General features: G+C 60.3%; 20 protein-coding genes. 15 read left to right on the top strand and 5 right to left on the bottom strand.

The genetic code is table 11. The features are described 5' to 3' along the window. The first annotated feature begins 3 nt into the window (after window positions 1–3). A complete protein-coding gene (locus IEV53_RS07230; RefSeq protein WP_188426104.1) occupies window positions 4–975 on the top strand; it encodes a sensor histidine kinase in 972 nt (323 codons plus the stop codon). A 33-nt stretch (window positions 976–1,008) separates the two neighbouring features. Here the strand turns inward: IEV53_RS07230 and IEV53_RS07225 are convergent, their stop codons facing one another. Further along, the gene (locus IEV53_RS07225; protein ID WP_332364052.1) at window positions 1,009–1,380 is read right to left on the bottom strand and encodes a DUF4870 family protein; all 372 of its coding nucleotides are present in this window, start codon (window positions 1,378–1,380) and stop codon (window positions 1,009–1,011) included. Window positions 1,381–1,487: 107 nt separating this feature from the next. On the opposite strand from IEV53_RS07225, the gene pstS reads away from it, so the two are divergent. The 3 genes from pstS to IEV53_RS07210 all read left to right on the top strand — a co-directional run bounded on the left by pstS (window position 1,488) and on the right by IEV53_RS07210 (window position 3,942). Beyond that, window positions 1,488–2,480, top strand: a complete 993-nt coding sequence (pstS, locus tag IEV53_RS07220; RefSeq protein ID WP_188426102.1) for a phosphate ABC transporter substrate-binding protein PstS — start codon at window positions 1,488–1,490, stop codon at window positions 2,478–2,480. A 170-nt stretch (window positions 2,481–2,650) separates the two neighbouring features. Beyond that, window positions 2,651–3,118, top strand: coding sequence for a low molecular weight protein-tyrosine-phosphatase (locus IEV53_RS07215; protein ID WP_188426101.1), 468 nt, complete (start codon window positions 2,651–2,653; stop codon window positions 3,116–3,118). Further along, complete coding sequence (locus IEV53_RS07210; RefSeq protein WP_188426100.1) at window positions 3,118–3,942, top strand: fructosamine kinase family protein; 825 nt, start codon at window positions 3,118–3,120, stop codon at window positions 3,940–3,942. The genes IEV53_RS07215 and IEV53_RS07210 overlap by 1 nt, the downstream gene beginning before the upstream one ends. A gap of 208 nt (window positions 3,943–4,150) precedes the next feature. Here IEV53_RS07210 and IEV53_RS14905 read toward each other — a convergent pair whose 3' ends face one another. Next, a complete protein-coding gene (locus IEV53_RS14905; RefSeq protein WP_264784127.1) occupies window positions 4,151–4,273 on the bottom strand; it encodes a hypothetical protein in 123 nt (40 codons plus the stop codon). Window positions 4,274–4,357: 84 nt separating this feature from the next. Then, window positions 4,358–5,980, bottom strand: a complete 1,623-nt coding sequence (locus tag IEV53_RS07205; RefSeq protein ID WP_188426099.1) for a dihydroxyacetone kinase subunit DhaK — start codon at window positions 5,978–5,980, stop codon at window positions 4,358–4,360. A gap of 328 nt (window positions 5,981–6,308) precedes the next feature. On the opposite strand from IEV53_RS07205, the gene IEV53_RS07200 reads away from it, so the two are divergent. Next, a complete protein-coding gene (locus IEV53_RS07200) occupies window positions 6,309–7,715 on the top strand; it encodes an amino acid permease (RefSeq protein ID WP_229719742.1) in 1,407 nt (468 codons plus the stop codon). Window positions 7,716–7,733: 18 nt separating this feature from the next. Here IEV53_RS07200 and IEV53_RS07195 read toward each other — a convergent pair whose 3' ends face one another. Continuing rightward, window positions 7,734–8,981, bottom strand: a complete 1,248-nt coding sequence (locus IEV53_RS07195) for a dicarboxylate/amino acid:cation symporter (RefSeq protein ID WP_188426098.1) — start codon at window positions 8,979–8,981, stop codon at window positions 7,734–7,736. Window positions 8,982–9,295: 314 nt separating this feature from the next. Here IEV53_RS07195 and IEV53_RS07190 point away from each other — a divergent pair, with 314 nt between their 5' ends. The 10 genes from IEV53_RS07190 to IEV53_RS07145 all read left to right on the top strand — a co-directional run bounded on the left by IEV53_RS07190 (window position 9,296) and on the right by IEV53_RS07145 (window position 21,342). Beyond that, window positions 9,296–9,580 carry a hypothetical protein gene (locus IEV53_RS07190; RefSeq protein WP_229719740.1) on the top strand — a complete coding sequence of 95 codons (285 nt, stop codon included), beginning with the start codon at window positions 9,296–9,298 and terminating at the stop codon, window positions 9,578–9,580. 735 nt (window positions 9,581–10,315) lie between these two features. Beyond that, the gene (locus tag IEV53_RS07185) at window positions 10,316–12,427 is read left to right on the top strand and encodes a hypothetical protein (protein WP_188426097.1); all 2,112 of its coding nucleotides are present in this window, start codon (window positions 10,316–10,318) and stop codon (window positions 12,425–12,427) included. Between the two features lie 119 nt (window positions 12,428–12,546). Next, window positions 12,547–13,080, top strand: a complete 534-nt coding sequence (locus IEV53_RS07180; protein ID WP_188426096.1) for a DUF3576 domain-containing protein — start codon at window positions 12,547–12,549, stop codon at window positions 13,078–13,080. Window positions 13,081–13,128: 48 nt separating this feature from the next. Further along, window positions 13,129–15,726 carry a leucine--tRNA ligase gene (gene leuS, locus IEV53_RS07175; protein WP_188426095.1) on the top strand — a complete coding sequence of 866 codons (2,598 nt, stop codon included), beginning with the start codon at window positions 13,129–13,131 and terminating at the stop codon, window positions 15,724–15,726. Between the two features lie 4 nt (window positions 15,727–15,730). After that, the gene (locus IEV53_RS07170; protein ID WP_188426094.1) at window positions 15,731–16,384 is read left to right on the top strand and encodes a hypothetical protein; all 654 of its coding nucleotides are present in this window, start codon (window positions 15,731–15,733) and stop codon (window positions 16,382–16,384) included. A 6-nt stretch (window positions 16,385–16,390) separates the two neighbouring features. Then, entirely contained in the window at window positions 16,391–17,401 is a 1,011-nt protein-coding gene (gene holA / locus IEV53_RS07165) for a DNA polymerase III subunit delta (RefSeq protein WP_188426093.1), read from the top strand. Window positions 17,402–17,599: 198 nt separating this feature from the next. After that, complete coding sequence (locus IEV53_RS07160; protein ID WP_229719739.1) at window positions 17,600–18,499, top strand: ABC transporter permease; 900 nt, start codon at window positions 17,600–17,602, stop codon at window positions 18,497–18,499. Beyond that, window positions 18,496–19,476, top strand: coding sequence for an ABC transporter permease (locus tag IEV53_RS07155; protein ID WP_188426091.1), 981 nt, complete (start codon window positions 18,496–18,498; stop codon window positions 19,474–19,476). The genes IEV53_RS07160 and IEV53_RS07155 overlap by 4 nt, the downstream gene beginning before the upstream one ends. Beyond that, window positions 19,466–20,413, top strand: a complete 948-nt coding sequence (locus tag IEV53_RS07150; protein WP_188426090.1) for an ABC transporter ATP-binding protein — start codon at window positions 19,466–19,468, stop codon at window positions 20,411–20,413. The genes IEV53_RS07155 and IEV53_RS07150 overlap by 11 nt, the downstream gene beginning before the upstream one ends. Next, window positions 20,410–21,342 carry an ABC transporter ATP-binding protein gene (locus IEV53_RS07145; RefSeq protein ID WP_188426089.1) on the top strand — a complete coding sequence of 311 codons (933 nt, stop codon included), beginning with the start codon at window positions 20,410–20,412 and terminating at the stop codon, window positions 21,340–21,342. The genes IEV53_RS07150 and IEV53_RS07145 overlap by 4 nt, the downstream gene beginning before the upstream one ends. A 118-nt stretch (window positions 21,343–21,460) precedes the next feature. Here the strand turns inward: IEV53_RS07145 and IEV53_RS07140 are convergent, their stop codons facing one another. Beyond that, on the bottom strand, window positions 21,461–23,806 hold the full coding sequence (locus IEV53_RS07140) for a TonB-dependent receptor (RefSeq protein ID WP_188426088.1): 2,346 nt from the start codon (window positions 23,804–23,806) through the stop codon (window positions 21,461–21,463). Window positions 23,807–23,871: the final 65 nt, after the last annotated feature.

The raw sequence follows: 23,871 nt of genomic DNA, 5'->3' as shown, positions 1-23,871 counted from the left end.
GCCGTGCTGCTCGATCAGGGCGGGCGTATCTATCATGCCAATCGTGTCGCGCATTCCACCTTTGGCGATGCGCTGGGTGCGGTAATCCGTCATCCGGCGGTACAATCGGTACTCGCGACCCTGACGCCTGAGACCGGTGTCGTCACGCGTGTCGAACTAGACGTGCCTGTGCGACGCATCGTGCAGGTGACCTTCCGCAAATGGTCCGAGCGTTTCGCAAGCGATATCGGCTGGGTTGATGGCGTTCTTGCCGTGCTCGAGGATTGTTCGGAAGTCGAGGTGGTGGATCGTATGCGCGCCGATTTCGTGGCCTATGCTAGCCACGAACTGCGCACACCTCTCGCCTCGCTGATCGGGTTCATCGAGACCTTGCAGGGGCCTGCTTCTGACGATCCGGCGGCGCAGCAGCAGTTTCTGGCTGTCATGGCGGCTCAGGCCGCCCGTATGGAGCGTCTGATCGAGCGTCTACTCTATCTCTCCCGCGTGCAGCGTCTCGAGCATATGCGCCCCAATGATCTCGTGGCGGCGCAGGACATCATGGATCGCCTGCTGGAAGACAGCCAGATCCTGATACGATCCTCAGACGCAAAGCTGATCCTTCTGCCGACGGATGAAGATCTGTTCTTTCCCGCAGATGAAGACCAGATTGTGCAGGTTCTGCTTAATCTGGTCGAAAATGCGCTCAAATATGCAGGGTCTGAGATCGAGATCCGTGTCGGGATCGTCGCCGATAATGGCAGGGGGGTCGAGATTTCGGTCTCTGACAATGGGCGTGGTGTCGATACGCAGCACGTGCCACGGCTGACCGAACGTTTCTACCGGGTGGAAGGGCGCGTCACGGCTTCCCAGAGCGGGACCGGGCTTGGTCTGGCGATCGTGAAACACATCGTTGATCGCCATGGTGGGCGCCTTCGTATCGAAAGCGCCCTTGGCAAAGGCATGACCTGCCGTATCTGGCTGCCAAAGGCGAGCTGACCTACCTCCCGCAGGGGAGGCGCAGAGACAGCTTCAGAACCAGCCACGCGGGTTACGCATGGGTACTTCGTCGGTGAGCGCAATGATCGGACGGATAACGCGAATCAGCCACCAGACGAAAAGCAGGCTGAACAGGATATAGCCGACGAAGACGAGGCAGAGGACGCCTGAGATGGCCGCGCCGCACAGACCCAGCCAGAAAGTGCGGATTGCATAGGTGAAGTGGCTCTCATAGATCGTGCCCTTTGCATCGCCACGCTTGAGATAGGCCACGATCACACCGGGAATACTGGTGATGCCGAAGAAAAACGACGCGATGAACAGAATGTGCACGATCCAGGCCCAACGCCTTGCCCGTTCGCTGCGTTGAGAAACAGGCCACGCCTGAGAAAAACCGGGTTGCATGGGGATTTCGATCCTTTTGCCGTGCTGTGGTAATGAAAGAGTCGGGTCTTCTGCGCTCACGCTACCCTGAAGAGGCCCGCTGTTGTTACAGAAAACTGATCGGTGACATGATTTCGTCTTCGCGTATTTTGACTTTGCTTACTCTGGCAGCTTTCGTTTCGCCCTCTGTGGCGCATGCCCAGAGCGTCACGGGCGCCGGTTCAAGCTTTGCTGCTCCACTTTACGAAAGCTGGGGCGTGCTGGCACGAGGCAAGGGCGGTATCAGTGTCAATTACCAGAGTGTCGGCTCTGGCGCGGGCCTCAATCAGGTTGTGGCGGGGACGGTCGATTTCGGCGCCTCGGACAAGCCTGCCGGGAAGGCGCTTCTGGCTGATCATCAGCTTTATCAATTCCCGACGGCGCTCGGTGCCATTGTGGTCATCGTCAATCTGCCCGATTTACCTGCCGGCGTCCTGCGTCTCGATGGTCCGACGCTTGCTGCGATTTACGATGGACGCATCAGCGAGTGGAATGATCCGCGCGTCAAGGCGCTGAATCCCGATCTGACCCTGCCGGATATCGATGTGGCCCCTATCCATCGTGCCGATGCATCGGGAACGAGCTTCGTGTTCACATCCTATCTTTCTCACGTCTCGCCCGAATGGCGCGCCAAGACTGGCGCTGGCACCTCCGTCGCCTGGACCGAGGGCGCTGGCGCGCGCGGCAATGACGGTGTGGCGGCCAGTGTGCGCGAGACGATTGGCGGGATCGGTTATGTGGAATATGCCTATGCGAACCATAACCACATTCCGATGGCGCGCATGAAGAGCCATGACGGGGCCTATGTTGAGGCCAATCCTGCGAATTTCGCTGCGGCGGCGGCACAGGCTGACTGGCTGCACGCACAGGGCCATGTGATCGATCTGCTCGACGGACCCGGCGCAAACGCCTGGCCGATCATGAGTGCAACCTATGCCATCGTACCCAGAGCCTCGCACCCCGAGGTCAGGCGGTTCTTTGAAATCGGTCTGCGCGATGGAGAGGATGAGGCCAGAAAGCTCGACTACATCACCCTGCCGGCTTTTGTGCGGGACGACATTCTCGGGAACTGGCCGCGCTGATGGGCTGATCTTCCATCAGGAGGAAAGTTCCGTATATCTGAAGTAGCAAAGTCTTGATAAGACGCGCCATTCTCAACGGCGCTGGGCGGTCTATTCTGTATCGATCCTTTAATGGCAGGGGTGTTATCCCCGCCACGGGCTCTGAATAGTGATCAAGCGGGAATATCCCTATGCCTCTGCCTTCTTTTCTCTTTGTCTGCACAGGCAATATCTGCCGTTCCCCGCTCGCTGAAGCTGCCATGCGCGCCGAAGCTGCCAAACGCGGCCTGACGCTGGATATCGACTCTGCTGCCACCGGCGTGTGGCATGTGGGCGAAGCGCCCGATATCCGTGCCCGCCGCGTTGCCAAGCGTCATGGCCTCGATATCGAGAACTATGTCGCCAGGCAGGTTCAGGAGGACGATTTTACCCGCTTTGATCACATCATTGCCCTAGATTCCGGCCATTTGCGGGCCCTGCGTCGCCTCGCACCCAAGGCGGATCACGAACGTATCCGCCTCCTGCTCGATTATGTTCCCGAACGTAGCGGGGAGGAAATTTCCGACCCGTTCTATGGCAAGGATATAGACTTCGAGGCAGCGTGGCAGGAAATCGCGCTTGGTTGCGCCAGTCTTGCCAGTTTCACGCTGGATTCCTGATGCCCACACGGCTTGAAAGCGCGGCCTTGCTGATCGGGGAGTCATTCAGTTTCGACGCCGCGCCGATGGGCGGCGGCGACCTCTCTGAAATCTGGCATCTTCGTTTCGAATCGGGTCGTGAGGCGGTCGTCAAACTTGGCGGTCAGGCAGCGGCAGAGGCGGCCATGCTGCGTGCCATTGGGGCGACCGGTGCCCCGGTGCCGGAGATACTGGCAGCACAGGGGGATCTGCTCGTTCTGTCTTTCATCAGGGCGGCACGGCTTTCCGAGGCTGGATGGGCCGCTTTGGGAAAAACCCTTTCGACCCTGCACGCTGCCGATCAACCGCCCCGTTATGGCTGGTCTGAAGATTATGCTTTCGGGTCCATGCCTATCGCCAATGCCTGGACCTCCGACTGGCGTGATTTCTGGCGTGACTACCGGCTGGAACCCTGTCTCTCCTTTTTACCCAGAGAGACCGCTGCAAGAGTCAGCCATATCAGCAGGACGCTCGAGCGTTTCCTTCCCGAGGCGCCGCGCCCCAGTCTGCTGCATGGCGATCTGTGGGGTGGGAATTTCATTCTGACCCGAACCGAGCGCGCCGAGACCAAAGCTGTGCTGATAGACCCGGCATCGCTTATCGGGGATGCCAGTGCCGATTTCGCGATGCTGACACTTTTCTCCGCACCGCCCGAAAGCTTTTGGCGCAGCTACGGCCCGTTGCCTGGCGGTTATGATCGTTCGATTGATGTCTATCGCCTGTGGCCAGCCCTCGTGCATTATCGGCTTTTCGGCCAGACCTATCTCGGCATGGTCGAAAGCCTGCTCGACCGGCTCGAGGTTTGAAACCAGGCTTCAGCGGGTCTACGACGCTCACGGCTGATCAGGACAGGGCGCTGCTTAGCAGGGGAAACTTCTGCACAGTGAATAAACAGAACGCCGCTTTTCTGCCCGACAGGCCAGGCAGGAGATCAGGCCAGACGCTCGTGAACGAAAGAGCTGTGGCGAGCAGCGACTTTCTCCGGCAGCGACGCTGAGGCGGTGGGCTGAACCGTCACATAATGCCTTGTCCCGACATCGACTGTGCGTTGCGGCCCGCGATGCCTCTCTTCATGAGACGCCCGCCCGGATGGGAAGTGACCAGAGCGGTATCGTCTTCATCGATTGCGTCGGTCACAAGGCGCTTCCTGCTTTTCGAGGCCGATGTGCAAAGCGGGAAGAATTCGGCTTCCCCGTCGCCATGATGGGAAAGCCGCTCTTTTCAGAGACTCTTTGCGAGGCTTTCGAAAAGCACCGCAATGGCTTCAGCGCCCGGGTCGGGAATATCGGCAAGCTGGTCTGCGGGGATGTACGAGGCACGGCCAGCGCGGGCTTTCATGCTCCGTGTGGCATCAGCTCCTGCGCGGGCAGCAGCAGCGGCTGCAGCCGGGGACTTCCCGGCATTGAGCGCTTCGATAGCAGGGAGCAGCGCGTCGAGCATGGTGCGGTCACCCGCATGGGCCCCCCCATAGGCCTGCATCTGCGCTGCGCCTTTCTGCAGGCCTTCGCGCCAGTTTTCGTCATGCCCCGCTGTCGTGGCAAGGATCGAAAGCAGAACGCCGCTGGAGCCGCCGCTATGCCGCGCCAGCAGGCGCCCGATTGTGGCCAGCAGCTTCTGTGGTGAAGCGAGCGGCAATGAGTCGAGCGCCTTGAGAATCTGTCGGCCAGATTCTGCAAAGGTCGATCCGGCATCACCGTCACCGCATTTGGCGTCGAGGGCGTTCAGCCGCGCCTCATTGGCCAGAAGCGCCTCAGCACCTGTTGTGATCAGCTTGCGCAGGATGGGATCATCGGAAGGCGCATCGACGAAAGTATCCGGCAGGGCCGGGCAGGGCAGCGTCGCGACGGGCGCGAAATGCGCCAGTCCCGGCCAGGATCGCGGCGCGGCATCGGCCGCAAGGGCAGCGATGAAGGCCGGGTCTGCGGGCAGCGCTGTCAGCGAGAACCCGTTCATGTCGAGTGCAGTCATGAGGGGCGCCGGGCCTATGATCCATTCCGTGCGACCGGCCAGAGACGTGCGTGAAAAACCATCCAGCAGCGCGAATGCCTCGAGAGGGGGCACGCTGCCGAGCATGTTCAGCAGAATGACGAATTTACCCTCATCCGGCAGGGATGCTTCAAGCTTGTCTGCCGTGCGCGCCATAAGGGTGTCGAGATTTGCCATGGGGATGCGCTCGACCCCGGCTTCACCATGAATGCCAAGCCCGAGTTCTGCCTCGTTATCGGTAAGGCGTGGCTTCTGGTCCGGGGTAAACACATTGCAATCGCTCAGCGCCAGACCGATCGAACTGAGCGAGCCTGCCACCTTGCGGGCAAGAGCGGCGATTTCTGCCAGCGACTGACCTGCTTCAGCGGCTGCTCCAGCGATCTTGTGAACGAGCACGGTGCCCGCGATGCCGCGCGCCTTGTCGGTGCGGCCAAGGGCGATGTCATCACCGATGATGACCAGATCGACTTTCAGCCCCAGTGCCTTTGCCTGTTCGGCTGCGATGCCGAAATTCAGACGGTCGCCGGTATAGTTCTTGACGATCAGAAGGCAGCCCGCCTCGCCGGTGACAGCCCTGAGGGCGGCCAGAATGGCGTCGACACCGGGGGAGGCGAAAAGCTGGCCGCAGACTGCGCCTGTCAGCATGCCCTTGCCGACGAATCCGGCATGGGCGGGCTCATGACCCGAGCCACCGCCGGAGAGCACGGCGACGCGCTCTTTCTGCCAGTCCCTGCGCAGGATGACGTGAATGTCTTCCGCGCCATCCAACCGGCAGAGATCGGCTCCATAGGAGGAGCGCAGCAGGCCCTCCAGCCCCTCTTTCACAATGGTCTCGCGCGTGTTGAAAAACCGCTTCATGCTTCGTCTCCGCGTCAGTTTCCGGGCTTTTGCGCCCTCTATGTCGCTCAGGCCGGTCAGACTAGGAGGGGAAACGGTTCAGGAATATGACATATCGATGTGATGAAAGACACATTGATGTGACATCTGGGCGGCCCCTGATCCTGCCTGAAATCCAGGTGTCCAGCGCGCCTGCGGGACGGGTCATGTCTTGACAGAGAGGCCCCTGTGATCTCGATTTCATTATCGCCGCCTTCGGCCCGTCGTTCATGTAAACGATTGGCAGAGGTCAAAGATTTCGTTACGATTACATAAGAAAATTCGTCAACTGGGTCAGGATTACAAAGTTTTGGACATTCCATCCAAGTCACATCACCATCCGCCGCCACAAGTGGATGAGGGCTATCACAAGGATCTGGGGCGACGTCAGGTCCAGATGATCGCCATCGGTGGCGCCATCGGCACCGGCCTGTTCCTCGGGGCAGGGACGAGACTGCAACAGGCAGGGCCGTCTCTGGCTATCGATTATCTGGTTTGCGGTCTTTTCTGCTTCCTCATCCTGCGAGCCCTTGGCGAACTGGTGATGTATCGCCCGAGTGCGGGCAGCTTCGTCTCCTATGCCCGTGAGTTTCTGGGTGAGAAGGCGGCCTATGCAGCAGGATGGTTGTCCTTTCTGAACTGGGCCATGACCGGCATTGTCGATATCACGGCTGTTGCGCTCTACATGCATTTCTGGGGCACGTTCGATCATGTGCCGCAATGGGTGTTTGCACTCGTGGCGCTCGGCATCGTCGGCACCATGAACATGATTGGCGTACGCTATTTCGGCGAGCTGGAATTCTGGTTCTCGCTCATCAAGGTGGTGGCTCTCGCGCTTTTCCTGATTTTCGGCTGCGTCGTGCTTGGCCTGAAAATGCCCGTTGGTGGCGCTGTACCCGGTTTTCACCTCATTTCGGAAAATGGCGGCCTATTCCCGCATGGCATCATGCCGGCCCTGTTTCTGATGCAGGGCGTGGTCTTTGCCTATTCGGCCATCGAGCTTGTGGGCACTGCCGCAGGTGAGTGTGCCAATCCGCGTGAGATCATTCCCCGTGCCATCAACAGCGTGATCTGGCGCATCGGCCTTTTCTATGTCGGATCGGTCATCCTGCTGGTCTGCCTGCTGCCCTGGACGGCCTATCACAAGGGTATCAGCCCCTTCGTGACCTTCTTTCAGGCGCTTGGTGTGCCACATGTCGATACGGTCATGAACATCGTCGTGCTGACGGCGGCGCTGTCGAGCCTCAATTCGGGCCTCTACTCGACTGGACGTGTTCTGCGCGCTCTGGCGCTCGGTGGGTCGGCGCCGCGTGCTCTGGCCAAAATGAACCGTCAGTCAGTGCCCTATGTCGGCATTCTGACCACGGTTGGCGTCTATCTCGTAGGCGTTGGGCTGAACTATCTCATTCCCGCGCGCGTCTTCGAGATCGTGCTGAATGTGGCAGCCCTGGGTATCATCAGCACCTGGAGCTTCATCCTGATCTGCCAGATACGCATGCGCAAACTGGTCAATAGCGGTGAGATCGAGAGCGCAGGTTTCCGTATGCCGGGTGCGCCCTATACCGCCTGGCTGACCCTCGGCTTTCTGGGCTTTGTGGTTGTGATGATGGCCCTCGACTACCCCGAGGGCACCTACACGGTTATCGCCATACCGTTCATTGGGCTGATCCTGGCCCTTGGCTGGGGGCTGATCGCCCTGAGCCGTCGCAGGGCCTGACCCTGCGACCTGCTCCGCTCAGCCCTTGACGGGCTGGGCGGGTTCAGACGGGAGCTGGCCTTCCCATTTGGCGACCACGGCGGTCGCCAGAGAGTTGCCAACGACATTCGTGGCAGAGCGGCCCATATCCAGAAATGTATCAATGCCGAGAATGAGCAGCACGCCTTCTTCCGGCAGTTTGAATTGGCTGAGTGTCGCAGCAATCACCACCAGAGAGGCACGCGGAATACCCGCCACACCTTTGCTCGTCAGCATCAGCGTGAGCAGCATGATAATCTGCGTGCTCCAGGGCAGGCTGATGTCATAGGCCTGGGCGATGAAGATGCTGGCGAAAGTGCAATACATCATCGTGCCGTCCAGATTGAACGAATAGCCGAGCGGCAGCACGAAAGACGAGATCCGGCGCGAAATCGGGAAGCGTGAAAGCTGGTCGAGCATCAGCGGATAGGCGGCCTCTGAACTTGCGGTCGAGAAGGCAAGCAGGAAGGGCTCACGCATCAGCGAGACAAGGCGACGTGCCGGTCGCCCGAGAATGAGAAACGCTGCTGCGATCAAGGCGCACCACAGCAGGAAGAGGGCGATATAGAATTCGCCCATGAACTTGCCGTAATTGATCAGAACGCTGAGCCCGTTCGTGGTGATGGTGGCGGCCATGGCGCAGAAAACCGCTACGGGTGCGAGCATCATCACATAGCCCGTCACTTTCAGGATGATATGGGACAGGCTTTCGGTCCATTCCATGACCACACGGGCCTTCTCAGGCATCGAGGCGCAGGCGATACCGAAAAACACCGAGAACACCACGATCTGCAGGATCTCGTTATCGGTCATGGCGCGAAACACGGAATCCGGCACGATATGTTTGACAAAACTGTCGAGCGACATGCCAGCCGTGGCAACCGGCGAGGTTGCAACGCCCTGAAGGCGGTGCATGCCAAGGCCCGGACCGAAGAGATTGACCAGCAGCATGCCGAGCGTCAGCGAGAAGAGGGAGGCCGCTACGAACCAGATCATCGCCTTCGCCCCCACGCGCCCCACCGAGGCAGCGTCGGACATGTGGCCAATGCCCACGACCAGCGTCGAGAAAACCAGCGGGGCGATGATCATCTTGATGAGGCGCAGAAAGACGGTCGAGCCGATCGAGACGTAATGCGCGAAATGCTGCTGCATGATGGTGTCGGCAATAAGCGCATGGGCCGTACCGCCTACGCCGATGCCGAGCAGCATCGCGATGACGATGATCGTGGTCATACTCATGCGCTTCATGGTGATGTTTCTTCCTTCCTGAAGACCGGGCCTTAAACTGATCCGCCAGACAATACGCTATTGCGGCGCAGATCGGGAAACAGCCCATCGGGCAACCCTGTCCGGTCTGGCAGGGGCTCCCGATGGCTCATGGTCTAGGCCATTACGTCACAGTATATCAAATGACGCTCGCGGAACGGGTCGATGGTGACATGGTGGTTTGCAGCGGTTTTCAGGGCTGCAAGCAAATGGCGCGTTGTGAGGGGGAACGATCTCGGTAATATGAACACCAAGCGTGGCAACACAGCGGTCGGGCCGCGTCGGAGGGTAATAGCGTGATCCAGAATGCAATCTCGGTGGTGGTCGGCCTGATTCTGGGGCTGTTTACCCTGATCGTTTCCGTGATCGCCGTAATCGAAGAGGCGGCCAGAAGAGGCCTTGTTGCGCTGGGCATCCCACATCAGGTGCAGACGGCGCTTCTGGCCCTGCTGCTCCTCCTCCTTGTCGTGGGCTCTTTTCGTCTCTTCGGACGTCTTTTCGGGGTGTTGATCGGGGTCGTTCTGATCGCATTGCTGTTGCACGCGCTGTTTGCCCCGGAGACGACTGCGGTCGCGTTCTGACGCCAGCCATCGGTCAGTGCCCCGAAAGGGGCCGGTCAGGCAAGATCCGGATTTTGCGGTGATCATGAAATAATGGTGTCCGCGGCGGGATTCGAACCCACGGCCCCAGGATTCATCCCACTTCGGCTTTCGCCGCCGACAGGCGGGCAGAGAGCCCGGCTTGTCGTTCGTGGTCTGGACTGTCTCTTCACCATGGCCCGGCAAGCCGGACGACAGGCGCTGCCCGTACAGTCTCTACACCTTCACCGCTCTTTTCAGAGAAGCGCTTGGCTCGGGATTGGCACGGCATATTGCCAGAGCTTTCCCCGAATTTGAGCAGATCCACCATGACGTTTCCGACCATGGCGCCCAATTTTTAGGAATCCTGTGCTCTATCCTGCTGAGCTACGCGGACCACCATAGCCATTCTAGGGGCCGCACGCAGGCTAGGCAAGCGCCGGGCTTTCAAATTTTTCTGTTCCCTATCATCGGTTGCAATACTGCCAAGTCAAACTAAGATTGTTTCTTGTAGTAAGTCTCCTGCCCGGTCGACGTCGGGTATGTAGAGATGTTCTGTTTGTGAGGGACGAAAGATTTACTGCGTCTTGTCCCCCAAGGGGCCATTGTCGACAAGCACAGTCTCGGCACCACCGTCTTTCCTTCGACTGCGCGCGATGTTGAAGTGTGAAATACGTTTCGTAAAAAAACCGAGATAAAAATGTGATATAAGGCTTTAAGAAGTGAAAGCGTGAAGTAATGTTCGATCTGGCCCTCCGTGGTGTTGCTAAAACTGATTCCACCCTGCTGCGTTTGCGACTTATCGGTCGCATGGAAGCGACAACGCTTACTGGCGAAAGTGTGCTTCCTGTCGGCGGAAAGACCAAGGGCCTGCTCGCCATACTTGCGCTGTCGGATCGTAAACCCGTTGCGCGGTCGCATCTGGCTGAGTTGCTATGGAGCCGTCGCCCTGATGATCTGGCGCGTGCGTCACTGCGTCAGGAAATTCATCGCCTTCTCGATGCGCTGAGCCCGCTCGGTGTCGATGTAATCGATGTCCAGCGTCATACGCTTGCTCTCAAGCCTGCCCTGACTTCGGTCGATGTCGAGCGAATTCTCAATGGTGGCAAATCTATCCTGCGCGAACTGCCTCCACCGAGCGAGGTTCTGCTGGGTGAACTGAATGGCATCGATCCTGCTTTCAATGAGTGGATCGAAGGGCAGCGCACGCGCCTTAACCGTCACATCTATCAGCTTTTCGAAAGTGCATTGCGCACACAGGTCGATCCGGATGCGATCCTTGAGACGGCCGATCATCTGCTGCTGCGCGACGGTCTGAACGAAGCTGCCTGGCGCGCGCGTATCCAGGCCTGGGTGACCAAGGGTGAATACGCTCAGGCTGCTGCCCTGGGCGATCAGGTCGTGCAGCTTTTTCAGGATCAGCTTGGCACGGTGCCAGGCCCGGCAACCATGGGTCTGGTCCGTGGGCTGCAGGAACGAATCGCTTTCGATTCCTATGCCAAGTCACATCATGGTGCTTCGCCCGAAGTCGATTCCGCTCTGATTCACGCCGACCGCCATGCCGAAAGCGTGGGTCTTTTCGCCGCGGCGGGAGGAGAGGGTTCATTTCTATCGGCTGGCCCGCCACTGCGCACGCTGGGCTCGATTGCCGTCGCACCGATCAAGGCGACGGGGGGCGAGCATGCCGAGGCCCTTGCGGCAGAGCTGACGGAACGTCTCGAGGTGAAGCTGGTAGGCCTGCAGACCTTCACGGTCGTGCCTTTCCCCGAGACTCCTCAGGGAGAGACCGGGCCGCTTCTGGGCAATACCCATAATCCGGGTACCGATTACGTTATTTCGGGTCTGGTGCGCGCCAATTGCGCGCATGATGAGACGTCGGAAGGCTATGTGATCATCAGATTGCTGAGCCTGCGTCAGGAAGGAAGCGTTGTCTGGGCAGATCGTTTCGAGCTGCCGAAGGACACACGCGCCCAGCGCGCGCTGCTGTTCTACGTCATGAAGTCGCTGCAATGGTCTCTGTTCCTCTCCGAGGGGCAGCGGATGATGTCGCGTCCGATTGCCGAGCTCTCTGCTTTCCAGATGGCCATCCGGGCGTTGACCCTGCTGTTGCGCTGCGATGTTACGCTGTCGAGCGAGGTGAGCGAACTCGCCGAGCGTGCCTATCAATCCGATCAGGAATCGGTTTTCGTCCTGTATGTGCGGTCGCTCATCCGGTTCTTCCTTTATCAGGATAACTGGTCCGGCAGCGCACAGGAGGAGATGGAAGAGATTGCCTCTGCTGCCGGTTATGTCGCGATCCAGCTTCGGGCGAACCCGCTGGGCGTCTGGCTCTCCATGATCACCCGCACCTTTACGCCGGGGCAGTTGGACGAGGCGAAGGCGCTGACAACCGAATATACCGGTGCAGGCGGTGTCTTCCCGGCAATTGCAATTTCGCCTTCCATTCACGCACTCAAGGCAACGCAAGCCCTTCTCTCGGAGGAGAAAGCCAGCGCGTTGGAAGAGATCCAGCAGTTCCGCGCCTTGCGGGCGTCTCAGCCTTTCGCCGTGCTGTCCGAGCCCTTCAGCATTCTCGTGCTCGAACTGTCCGGCAATGCCGAGGAAGCCCGTCAGGCCGGTGCGGCTTTTGTCAGTCTTTATCCGAGAAGTGCAGCTGGTGTGCTGTACTACCTTGTCGCACTCGCCGCACAGGGCGTGGGTGAAGAGGCCGAGCGCGTGAAGCGTCATCTCCTGCGTCTGGTGCCGGAAGTGACCATCGCTGGTGTCCTCTCACGCCATGCCTATCTGCCTGACACCATGCAGACATGGCTGCGCGAGATGCTTGAACGCGTCAGTATCCCCAGAGGATAAAGCTATTGCCCCGCTTGGCGTGACCGGGCGGGCGCGATATGAACTGTTTTCAGCGCCGGACGCGGGTATCGCGATCGGGGATTTCGACACGCGGCCAGTGCCAGTCTAATAGGGACATCATGACTCCTCGTTTGCAGCCGATTGCCCCTCTCAATGCGCCTGTCAGGGCGCCCCTCTCTCTGGGACGGTTTCTGCCCGTTCTGCCGCTTTGCGCCCTGATGGCGCTAAGCGCCTGTGGCGGTGGTCGCGATCCGGACAGCCTGACCCAGCCCCGCAACCATCTTCTGGGCGTTGATCGTGGCGCGACAGGCGGTGACGACGAGCTCAAGGGTGGCGTGAATGCCTATCTCTGGCGTGGTGCGATCGATACCCTGTCTTTCATGCCCTTTGCATCGGCCGATGCCAATGGTGGCGTGATCCTGACAGACTGGTATCAGCCGCCGGCCAGCACCAACGAGCGCTTCAAGATTGCGGCCTATATTCTTGACCGTCGTCTGCGCTCCGATGCACTGCGCGTCTCGGTTTTCCGTCAGGAAAAGCAGGGCACGGAATGGGTCGATACCCCTGTGGCGCCCAACACGACCTCTGACATCACCACCCGTATTCTCGCCCGCGCGCGTCAGCTTCGTGCTGATAATGGCAACCGGGATTAATTCCCGGCCTTTCGACGTAAACGCGACCGGAACAAACGATAGAAGATCATGACGGAACAAGAGACACTCGGCTACGATTTCGACAAGGCCGAGCCCAAATGGCAAGCCAGATGGGATAGCGCGCGCGCTTTTGCAGCGGAGGATCATCCCGCTGCCGACAAGCCGAAATATTATGTGCTCGAGATGTTTCCCTATCCGTCTGGTCAGCTCCATATGGGCCATGTGCGCAACTATGCGCTTGGCGATGTGGTTGCCCGCTACAAGCGTGCGCGCGGTTTCTCGGTGCTGCATCCGATGGGCTGGGATGCGTTCGGTCTCCCTGCCGAGAATGCGGCGCGCGAACGCGGTGTGCATCCTGGCCAGTGGACACTCGACAACATCGCCGCCATGCGTGGCACGTTGCAGCGCCTGGGTTTCTCGCTGGACTGGGAGCGTGAAATCGCCACCTGCCTGCCGGAATATTACGGACATCAGCAGAAGCTGTTTCTCGATATGTGGCGCAAGGGCCTGGTCGAACGTCGTGAATCGGCGGTCAACTGGGACCCTGTGGACAACACGGTGCTGGCCAATGAGCAGGTGGTCGATGGCCGCGGCTGGCGTTCAGGCGCGCTGATCGAGAAGAAGCGCCTGTCGCAGTGGTTCCTCAAGATCACCGATTTTGCTGCCCCCCTGCTTGAAGGGCTGGACAAGCTCGATCGCTGGCCTGCGCGTGTGCGCGTCATGCAGGAACGCTGGATCGGCCGTTCGGAAGGCGCACGCGTGCGCTTTGCGCTCCATGCGCCGCCGGAAGGGTTCGATGTCGATCTGGACTCTGTCGAGGTCTTCACGACACGCCCCGACACCCTTTTCGGCATGAGCTTTGTCGCCATTGCGGCAGATCATCCGCTTGCCGCGAAGGTGGCGCAGGATAATGAGGGCGCGCGTGCGTTTATTGAGGAGTGCCAGCGCCTCGGTACGTCTGAAGAGGCGATCGAAGCAGCCGAAAAGCGTGGCTTCGATACCGGGCTGCGCGTCAGCAACCCGTTTGCCCCTGACGAAACGGTGCCGGTCTGGATCGCCAATTTCGTGCTTATGGATTACGGCACGGGCGCCGTATTCGGCTGCCCTTGCGGCGATCAGCGCGATCTCGATTTTGCCCGTAAATATGATCTGTCCGTGCGTCCTGTCATCCTGCCGACAGGTCAGGAAGAAAGCAGCTTTACCGTCGGCAAGACCGCCGTCACGGGTGATGGCACACTGATCAATTCGGGCTTCCTCGACGGGCTGAGCACGGCAGAAGGCAAGCGCAAGGCCATCGAACGCCTCGAAGGAATGGGCATTGGCCGTTCAGTCGTGAACTGGCGCCTGCGCGACTGGGGTATTTCGCGCCAGCGTTACTGGGGCTGCCCGATCCCCGTCGTGCATTGCGAGTCCTGCGGCGCCGTGCCGGTGCCTGATGACCAGTTGCCGGTCAAGCTGCCGGATGATGTGACGTTCGACCGCCCCGGCAACCCGCTCGATCATCATCCGAGTTGGAAACATGTCGCCTGCCCGCAATGCGGGGCCGCGGCGCGGCGCGAGACCGACACCTTCGATACGTTCGTCGACAGCTCCTGGTATTTTGCGCGGTTCACGGCGCCTCATGCCTCGACACCGACGGACCCGATCGCAGCCAATTCCTGGCTGCCGGTCGATCAGTATATCGGCGGCATCGAACACGCGATTCTGCATCTGCTTTATGCGCGCTTCTTCACGCGCGCCATGCATGAAACGGGGCATCTCGATCTCGACGAGCCTTTTGGCGGGTTGTTCACCCAGGGCATGATCACCCATGAGAGCTATCGCGACGAGAATGGCTGGCTGGCCCCGGAAGATGTCGTGCGTTCGGGCGATGGCTATGTGCGCCGTGACAATGGCGGCCCGGTACAGCTTGGCCGTCTCGAGAAGATGTCCAAATCCAAGCGTAATACGGTGTCGCCGGTCGCGATCATCGAGCGTTTCGGCGCCGATACGGCGCGCTGGTTCGTGCTTTCTGACAGCCCGCCGGAACGCGATATGGAATGGACCGAGGCAGGTGTTGCGGCGTCAGCCCGTTTCGGCCAGCGTCTCTATCGTCTGGTCCAGGCCGTTGCAGTCTCGGTACCGCAGGGTGCCGCTTTTGCCGAGGGTGGGCGCAGCCTGCGTCAGGCGACGCATCGCACCATCAAGGCCGTGACCGAAGCCCTGGAAGGGTTCACGCCCAATGTGGCTGTGGCCCGTCTGCATGAGCTGAGCGCAGCGCTTTCCGAAGCCGAAAAAACGGATGAGGAAGGGATCGGTGCAGCCCGTCGCGAAGCCGCCATGTCGCTGGCGCTTCTCATTGCGCCCATGATGCCCCATCTGGCCGAGGAAATGGTGGCGCTGCTCGAGCCGGAAAGCGCGATGGTTGTCGAACGTGCCTGGCCGGTTGCGCTCGAGGAATTCCTCGCGCTCGACAGCATCACGCTTGGTATCCAGATCATGGGCAAGCTGCGCGGCACAATTCAGGTGCCGCCTGATGCGCCCTCTGATATGGTCCTGCCTCTCGCCGAGGCTGAGCCCAATGTGGCGCGGATGCTCGAAGGCAAGCGGATCGTCAAGCGCATCCACGTGCCGAACCGTATCGTCAATTTCGTGGTGGCAGGCTGATTTCATGCGTCGTTTCGTTCTGCTTGCCTCTCTGGCCTTGAGCGGCTGTGGTTTCCAGCCGCTTTACGGAAGCAACGGGGCAGGCGGGGCGCACGTCATGCATGAGTTGCAGCGCATCTACGTTGCCAGAATTCCGGAACGTCAGGGGCAGGAACTGCGTCTGGCGTTGCAGGAGCAGCTTGGTGGCGCCAGCACCAAGGCGCCTGATGGCTACACGCTGAATGTAAGTTTTGGCGTCAATCAATCAGCCATCGATATTCACAGCGACAATACCTCGGGTCGGTATCGCGAGCTTGGCACGGCCCATTGGCGTCTGTGGACCGTCGAGCCGTCGCCCAAATTCCTCGCCGAGGGCGATGTATCGACGCTTGATGGGTTCAATGCGACCTTCGAGCAATATCTTGCCCAGACACTCAATGACGAGACGGTCAGGGCGCGTATTGCCGAAACCCTCGCTGGCGCCATTCGCCAGCAGATCGCAACCTGGTTCAAGACGCAGATCAAGCCTTCTCGCAACAACCCGAGCGAAATACCGTCCTATTTCGATCCGACAGCCATGCCGACCAAGGATGGACAGCCCTACGAAAAGGCCGGTCCTGACGGCTTCCCTGCAGCGGCGACGGGTCGTACAGACATGAACAGCCAGAACGACGACTGATCGCGCATGAAGATCGATGCCCGTTCGACTGCGCGTACACTTGCCGAAATCGGCAAGTGGCGCGGGGTTCTGCTTTACGGCGATGATCTGGGGCTGATCCGCGAGCGCGCCGCGCAATGCGTGCGTCAGATTGCTGACTCGCTTGATGATCCGTTTCGTGTGGCCCTGCTCGACCAGGAACAGCATGGTCGCGTGGAAGAAGAAGTCGGTGCGCTTTCACTCATCGGCGGGCGCCGCGTGGTCTGGGTGCGTGATGCTCAGGATGCGCTGCTTCCTCGTGTGACTTCTGCCTTGGCCATTGATAGCGATACTGTGCTGGTGATCGAGGCCCCCGGCCTTGCGTCACGCGCCAAACTGCGCAGCGCCCTCGAAGCCCATCCGAAAATCGCCTCGATCGGCTGCTATCCTGAAGAGGGGCGTACGCTGATCGCCTCACTGAGCGATCTTTTTCGCGATGCCTCTGTGGCGGTCGATCGGGAGGCGCTGTTCTGGCTTTCTTCCGTTCTGGGCGCCGATCGGGCGGCAGTGCGCAGCGAGGTCGAAAAACTCGTGCTCTATGCGGGGGAGGGCGGCAAGCTCTCGCTCGATGATGTGCAGGATTGTATTGGTGATTCGGCCAATGCCACGCTCGATGATGCGACGACCGCTGCCATGGCAGGCGACCGCGCCGTGGCCGATATCGCGCTCGAGCGGGCCCTTGCCGATGGTCTCTCTCCCATAGCCCTTGCGCGTGCCTGCCTTTCCCTGATGACGCGACTTCAGCGCGTGCTCGACTGGATGGATGAGGGAAAATCGCGCCAGGAAGCCATCAAGCTGCTCAAGCCGCCCGTCTTCTTCAAAAAGATGGACAGTTTTACCAAGGCGCTCGAGCGTTGGGATGGTGCGGGATTGAGGCGGGCCTGCGAAGCGGTGCAGGGGTTCGAGCTGGCCTGCAAGCAGACGGGTTGCCCCGATCTTGCCCTGTCGCGCCGTCTGATCGCCCAGCTTTGTCTCGGTCCGCGATCATTCCTGCGTTGAAATTATGCCGTGATTCTGCCACGGCTGAGAGTGCCGTATTCTGACAGGGGGAGGTTATCCGATCAGTCGTCTCTGCTTCATCCTCCTGTCGCAGGCCCTGATGCCGGATCACGCTGGCAAGGCCTGGTGCGTGGTATGATTTTCTCTGCGACCGGAAGATTTCTGTACCGCCGGAAAAGCGCTGCGGCCGCGTTGGGCATGCTGCTTTTACTCATACTCTGCGCTCTTGCAGCGCCGCTTTACGCAGAAAACGTCGGCGTCGACCCGATGGAATCCTCTCTGGCGGGCACGGTGCTGCGTGACGGGAAGCGTGTTGATATCATGCAGCCCAATGACAACCCGCTTCATCTGGGCCTGTCTCCTATCGGGCCGTCATGGCGGTGGGGAGCTTATGCGCTTGGGGCAGATTCCCAGGGGCGCGATATTGCCGCGCGTCTGCTTTACGGCGCGCGGGCGTCACTGCTGATCGCTTTTTCCGCGGCCTGTCTCTGTCTTGTCATGGCGACGTTCTGCGGATTGCTGGCCGGTTATTGCGGTGGCTGGATCGATATCATCATCTCCCGGGCGCTCGATATTCTCTGGGCTGTGCCGGTTTATCTCTTTGCCATCAGCCTGAGCGTTGTAACGGTCGGGCATGATCTGTCTTTCGGGCCGTTTCACGTGCAACCCGATAGTCTATTGCTGCCCATAGGTATCATCGCGCTCATCTACGTGCCTTATGCCGCAAGGCCTATCAGAGCCCGCACCCGAAGCCTGTCGAGTGCCGGTTTCGTGCTGGCCGCACGCGGGCTTGGGGCGTCGTCGCTGCGTATCGTGTTTCGCGAGATCCTGCCTCTCCTGGCAGAGACGGTACTGGTTCTCTCGCCCCTCATCATGGCGCTCTGCCTGCTTGCCGAGTCAGCGTTGTCATTTCTGAGTCTGGGTGTGCAGGCGCCTGCCGCGTCCTGGGGGAGCCTGATCCATGATGGCGAGGGGCTGATCTATAGCCGTCCTGTTGTGGCGATTGCGCCCGGTGTTGCTATCATCCTGACTGTGCTCGCGCTCAACGCGTTGGGTGACGCGGCGCAGGCCGAACTTCGCGCACGAGGCAGAAGATGAAGGGCGTTGCCTCGCGTCTTGGTCAGATGGTGCTGGTGCTTTTCGGCATCTCGGTGCTGGTCTTTGCGGTGTTCTTTGCCACACCGGGTTCCGATCCCTCAGTGCGTATTGCAGGAAGGGGGGCCAGCCCTGAGGTCATCGAGCGGGTGCGTCACGCCTATGGTTTCGATCGTCCCCTGCCCATGCGCTATCTGACGATGATGGACCATCTTTTCATCTCCAGAAACCTGACCTCCTATGTCAATCACGGCCAGAATGTCGTGTCCGAAGTGTTCGCGGCGGCGCCTGTCACGCTCTCTCTCGTGCTCTGGGCGGCTCTGTTCTGGGTCGCAGGCGCCCTTGTTTTCGGTCTGATCGGTGCTGCGTTTCAGGGCGAGTGGATCGATCGTCTGGTCTCCCTGCTCGCATTGATCGGTCTGTCGATCCCGGTTTTCTGGCTGGGAGAAATGGTCAATCTGGTGAGCGAGAGCCGTTTTCATGACAGCTGGCTTTTCAGCTGGGTGCCGCCGCTGGGCTATGTGCCGTTCATGACCAGCCCGCTTGGCTGGGCCAAGGCTCTGATCCTGCCCGCCATGACACTCGCTGTCGCTTTCATCGGTCTCTACAGCCGCGTGCTGCGAACCGATCTGCTGACAGCCATGCAGGACGATGCACTTCGCACGGCGCGCGCCAAGGGCGTTGGGCCGTGGCGCCTCTGGTTCTGCCATGCCCTGCGTCTTTCGGGGTTGAGCGCGCTCTCTCTTTTCGGTCTCGATTTTGCGCAGTTACTGGGCGGTGGCGCCTTGCTGATTGAAGTGGTGTTCGCCTTGCCCGGTGTCGGGCATCTCACCTATCAGGGCCTGAGCACGCTCGATCTGCCCCTGATCATGGCGACAGTGCTCTATGCCGCTTTCTTTGTGGTCATCGCGAATGCCCTGATCGACGGGCTTTACCGCCTGCTGGACCCACGTATGGGAAGGGGGTCTCATGACGGGTGAGGCACTTCTCAGCGTATCCGATCTTCGCCTGCAGCATCGACAGGCAGGAATTCTGCTCGATGGGGTGTCCCTGACCGTCAAACGGGGCCAGATACTGGGTGTGGTGGGGGAGTCAGGCTCAGGCAAGAGCCTGACGGGGCTCAGCGTGCTGGGTTTGCAGCCCCAAGGCCAACTCAGCGGCACCCTGAGGTTTGACGGCGAAGATCTGACCCGTTTCTCTTCTCGTGACTGGCGTCGGTTTCGGGGGCGTCGCGCCGCCATGATCTTTCAGGACCCGATGACGGCTTTTCTGCCGGTGCGGCGCATCGGCCCACAGATTGTCGAGCAGATAAGAGTGCATACCGCGCTTTCGCATCAGGCTGCGCGAGAGCGTGTGGTGTCGCTTCTGGGGCGCATGGGCGTGCCGTCGCCCGAGCAGACGGCGCAGCGTTTTCCGCATGAGCTTTCCGGCGGCCTGCGTCAGCGCGCGATGATTGCCATGGCGCTCTCCTGCGATCCCGAGCTTCTTATCGCAGATGAGCCGACAACGGCGCTGGATGTAACGGTTCAGACCCAGATCCTCACCCTTCTCAAGGAGATTGGCGCGCGCGAGGCCAGCGTCATGCTCATCACGCATGATATGGGCGTGGTGGCGCAAAGCTGCACCGATGTGGCCGTGCTCTATGCTGGCGTGGTGATCGAAACCGGCCCGGTCGCTGAAGTGCTTCAGGCGCCGCTCCACCCCTATACAAAAGCCCTCCTGCGCGCCATTCCGCCCATGACTGGCTCACGGCCAGAGCGCCTTCCGGTCATTGACGGGGTGCCACCCTCGCCAGATACGCGCCCCGTGGGCTGCGTGTTCGCGCCACGCTGCCCGCAAGTCACGCCTGACTGTGCCATCCGTCCGCCCATGCGGGGGGAGGGGGCGCATCGTGCAGCCTGCGTGCTGGTGCCATGAAAGCGCTTCTCCAGGCGAGAAATGTCGCCAGAATGTACAAGCTCGGCGGTGGCGCTGCCCTGCGTGCGGTAGATGGTATTTCTCTCAATGTGGCGCGCGGCGAGACGCTGGCCCTTGTGGGCGAGTCCGGCTGTGGCAAATCCACTCTCGGGCGGCTTCTCATGGGGTTCGACCGCCCGGATAGCGGCGAGATCCTGTTCGATGGCCAGAATCTCGCAAAATGCTCCGCACGAGAGCAGCGTGCCCTGCGCAGTCAGTTGCAGATGGTTTTTCAGGATTCCGCCTCGGCTTTCAACCCGCGCTGGACCATTGGCAGCGCGCTTGCCGAGCCCTTTCGCATTCACGGGCGCCCCTGGTCTCGCCAGAGTCTTGAAACCCTGCTCAACCGTGTCGGGCTTTCGGCTGCATTCTTCGACCGCTATCCCGCGGCTCTTTCGGGTGGCCAGCGTCAGAGGCTCAATATCGCCCGCGCGATCGCCCTGTCGCCCCGTCTGATCGTGGCGGATGAGCCGGTTTCGGCACTCGATGTCTCGGTTCAGGCACAGATCGTCAATCTCCTGCGTCATCTCCAGGCCGAACTCGATCTGGCCTGCCTGTTCATCTCCCACGACCTCGCCGTGGTGCGTCAGATCTCAGACCGCATTGCGGTCATGTATCTCGGCGCAATCGTGGAGGAGGGCGAGACGCTCGCGCTGCTCGCAGCACCGTCACATCCCTATACCCTTGCCCTTGTCGAGGCTGTGCCTCAGCCGGGCAAACTGCTGGGGACGCCCCTGCAAGGCGACGTGCCGAGCCCGCTTTCGCCGCCGACAGGATGCCGCTTTCACACGCGCTGCCCTGTGGCCCAGTCGCGCTGTGCGGTCGATCGGCCGGAACTGCAGGAGCGGCCGGGCCTGCGCCGTGTGGCGTGTCATTTTCCGCTTGTATAACGGTGATGCGGGGCGCTACCCCGCGCCCCGGAAAGGGGCGCACCCCTTTCATCCCCCAGGATAGGGTTCCAAAGGGTGTCGCCTTTCGTGCGGTTCGGGGCAAAACCTTGAGGCAGTATCAGAAACGCTGGGAAATACCCGTCAGGATCGTGCGGCGCAGTCCGTATTGCGGGGCGCCGACACCGATGCCCGAGCCATCACGGATTTCATAGGTCTTGTCGAAGAGGTTCAGCACATCCAGGCGCAGTTCGGTGCGCTTGAGGAACGGCACACGGAACAGATCCCTGAAGGACTGAACAAGAGAGAGATTGAACGTCGCATAGATCGGCACGGAGCGGCCATTCGGCACGGTGCCATCCGCGCGCAGCCCGCTGCCATAGACCATGGAGGCTGAAATCCGTGTCGGGTGGCCTGTATGGTAGAAGAAGGAGTAGCTGCCACCTGCCGAGGCCGTCCAGCGCTGGTCATGATCGAGATGGATCCAGCGATGCTGGATATAGGCCAGATCATCGGGGTCCATGGTCCATTGGGCTGTGGTGATATCCTTGCCGATGGCGCGCGACCATGAGGCATTGCCGTAAAGAGAGAGCGGCCCGTGCTCGTAATTGGTTGAAAGCTCGTAGCCATTCACCTGACCGCGTCGATAGTTGAAGGCTGAGAGAATGATCGGTGCCCCAAACTGGCCCTCATCGATCATGTTCTTGGCGAGCTTTACATAGGCATCGAATGAGGCATGCCAGCCGGGCAGGAGAGACTGGGTGACACCTGCGTCGAAATAATGGTCACGCTCGGCCTTGACCGTGTTGTTCTGCAGGGTCTGGGGCTCGTTGGACGTGCCGACATATTTGCTGAGCGAGGTGTTGGCGACCAGCTCGAAAGGCGGGGGCGTGAAATAGCGGGAATAACCGGCATGAAGCACGCCGCCGCGCCAGGCACGCCAGACGATATTGATGCGCGGACTCACCTGCTTGGAATGGGTGTATTCATCGACGCCATCGAAGCGCAGGCCGTAATTGATGGTCAGATCGCGTACCGGGCGCCATTCATCCTGGGCGTAGAGCCCATACATCCAGCCGGTGCGCCCGCTGCCGTCATGCACATTGGTGGTGCTGCCGTCATAGATCGGCGTGCCGTCATCTTCGGCACCTGTCTGCTGATAGACGATGGAATCCGTCTTGGAGCTGTTGCGCTCGACATAGACCTGATAGCCGAAACGCACCGTGTGCTTGGGCGTCGCCTTCCAGGTTACGTCGGTCTGCGAGCCGGTTGAGAAGACGGAGCGCGCGGCGTGTTGGCTGATGCCGTTATAGACCAGATCGCCCAGCGGGTCCGGTGAATAGCCGAGCGAGGAATAGCGGGTGATGATCGAGCTTTGCAGGCTGACCTTACCCATGTCCTTTTGCAGCGACAGAATCCCGAAATCGGTGATTTCCTTCTGGCGTTCGTTCAGGCTCGCGCTATCGACGCTGCCATAGACCTGCTGCGACAGGGCGGAGTCGAGAAAGCTCGGGTTGGCGAACTGGCGCTGCTGGCCCGGATTATTCGGCAGTTGATATTGCGCGTTCGAAACGCCACCGGTCAGGCTGATACGGGTGTTTTCGTCCGCCGTGTACCGCAGATGGCCCAACGCATGGTACTGGTTGCTCAGATCATGGATGGCGTTGAAGCTCGGGGTCGGGTTTTCGACACCCACGCGGTTATGCACAAAATCGCCGGTCGCGAAGAAATCCCATTTGCCCGCATGACCGCCATATTGCAGCGACGGGAAGAAATAATCGCGTGCGCCACCGTAGATAGAGGCATCGCCACCCGGATCGGCGCTGCCATTCTTCGTGGTGATATCGATTACGCCAGCCTGCAGAAATCCGTATTCGCTGGGCAGGGCCCCTGTGGTGAGCGAGGCAGAATGGGCAAAACGCGTCATGAGCGCCTGACCGAAAACGCTGAGCCCTTCGGGTAGCTGCACGCCATCAAGGCGGAACTGCACCTCGTTATGGTCACCACGCACATGGATCTGGCCGAAACTGTCCTGCGCGACGCCGGGGGCCTGAAGCAGAAGCGTGTTCAGAGGAGCGTTATCGCCGCCGGGATTGGTTTCGATATCGCGACGTGTGAAGCGATAGGTTGTGGCACCGGTCGAGGATTGTAGCGCCGAGCGAATCTCATCAAGGCGCGCATTGACGATGATGTGCTCCTCATGAGTGGCCTCGACCGGTGCCGGGGCCGTCTGGTCGCCATCGAAAGAGGTGCGCGACGCCTGATCGGTGGAACGCGCTGCGCCTTGTCCGGTCGTGCCCTGTGACGGCGAGGCCGCAGCCTTTTTGGCCTGCTTCGTTTCAGGCAGCAGGGTCGAGGCAGGCGTAGTGGTCGTGTCGCTCGTCTGGGCATGGGCGGGCAGGGTAAGTGCCAGAACCGAGCAGGAGAGGAGCAGGCTGGACGACCACAGGGATCGGGGAGACATCATGACAATCCACGGGCTGGAAGCGAAACAGATCGATCTCGTTCCTATTGTGTATGATATAACATAAC

Source organism: Asaia siamensis (genome assembly GCF_014635085.1).
GTDB classification, from domain to species: Bacteria; Pseudomonadota; Alphaproteobacteria; order Acetobacterales; family Acetobacteraceae; genus Asaia; species Asaia siamensis.
This window is presented reverse-complemented; position numbering and strand designations above follow the sequence as displayed.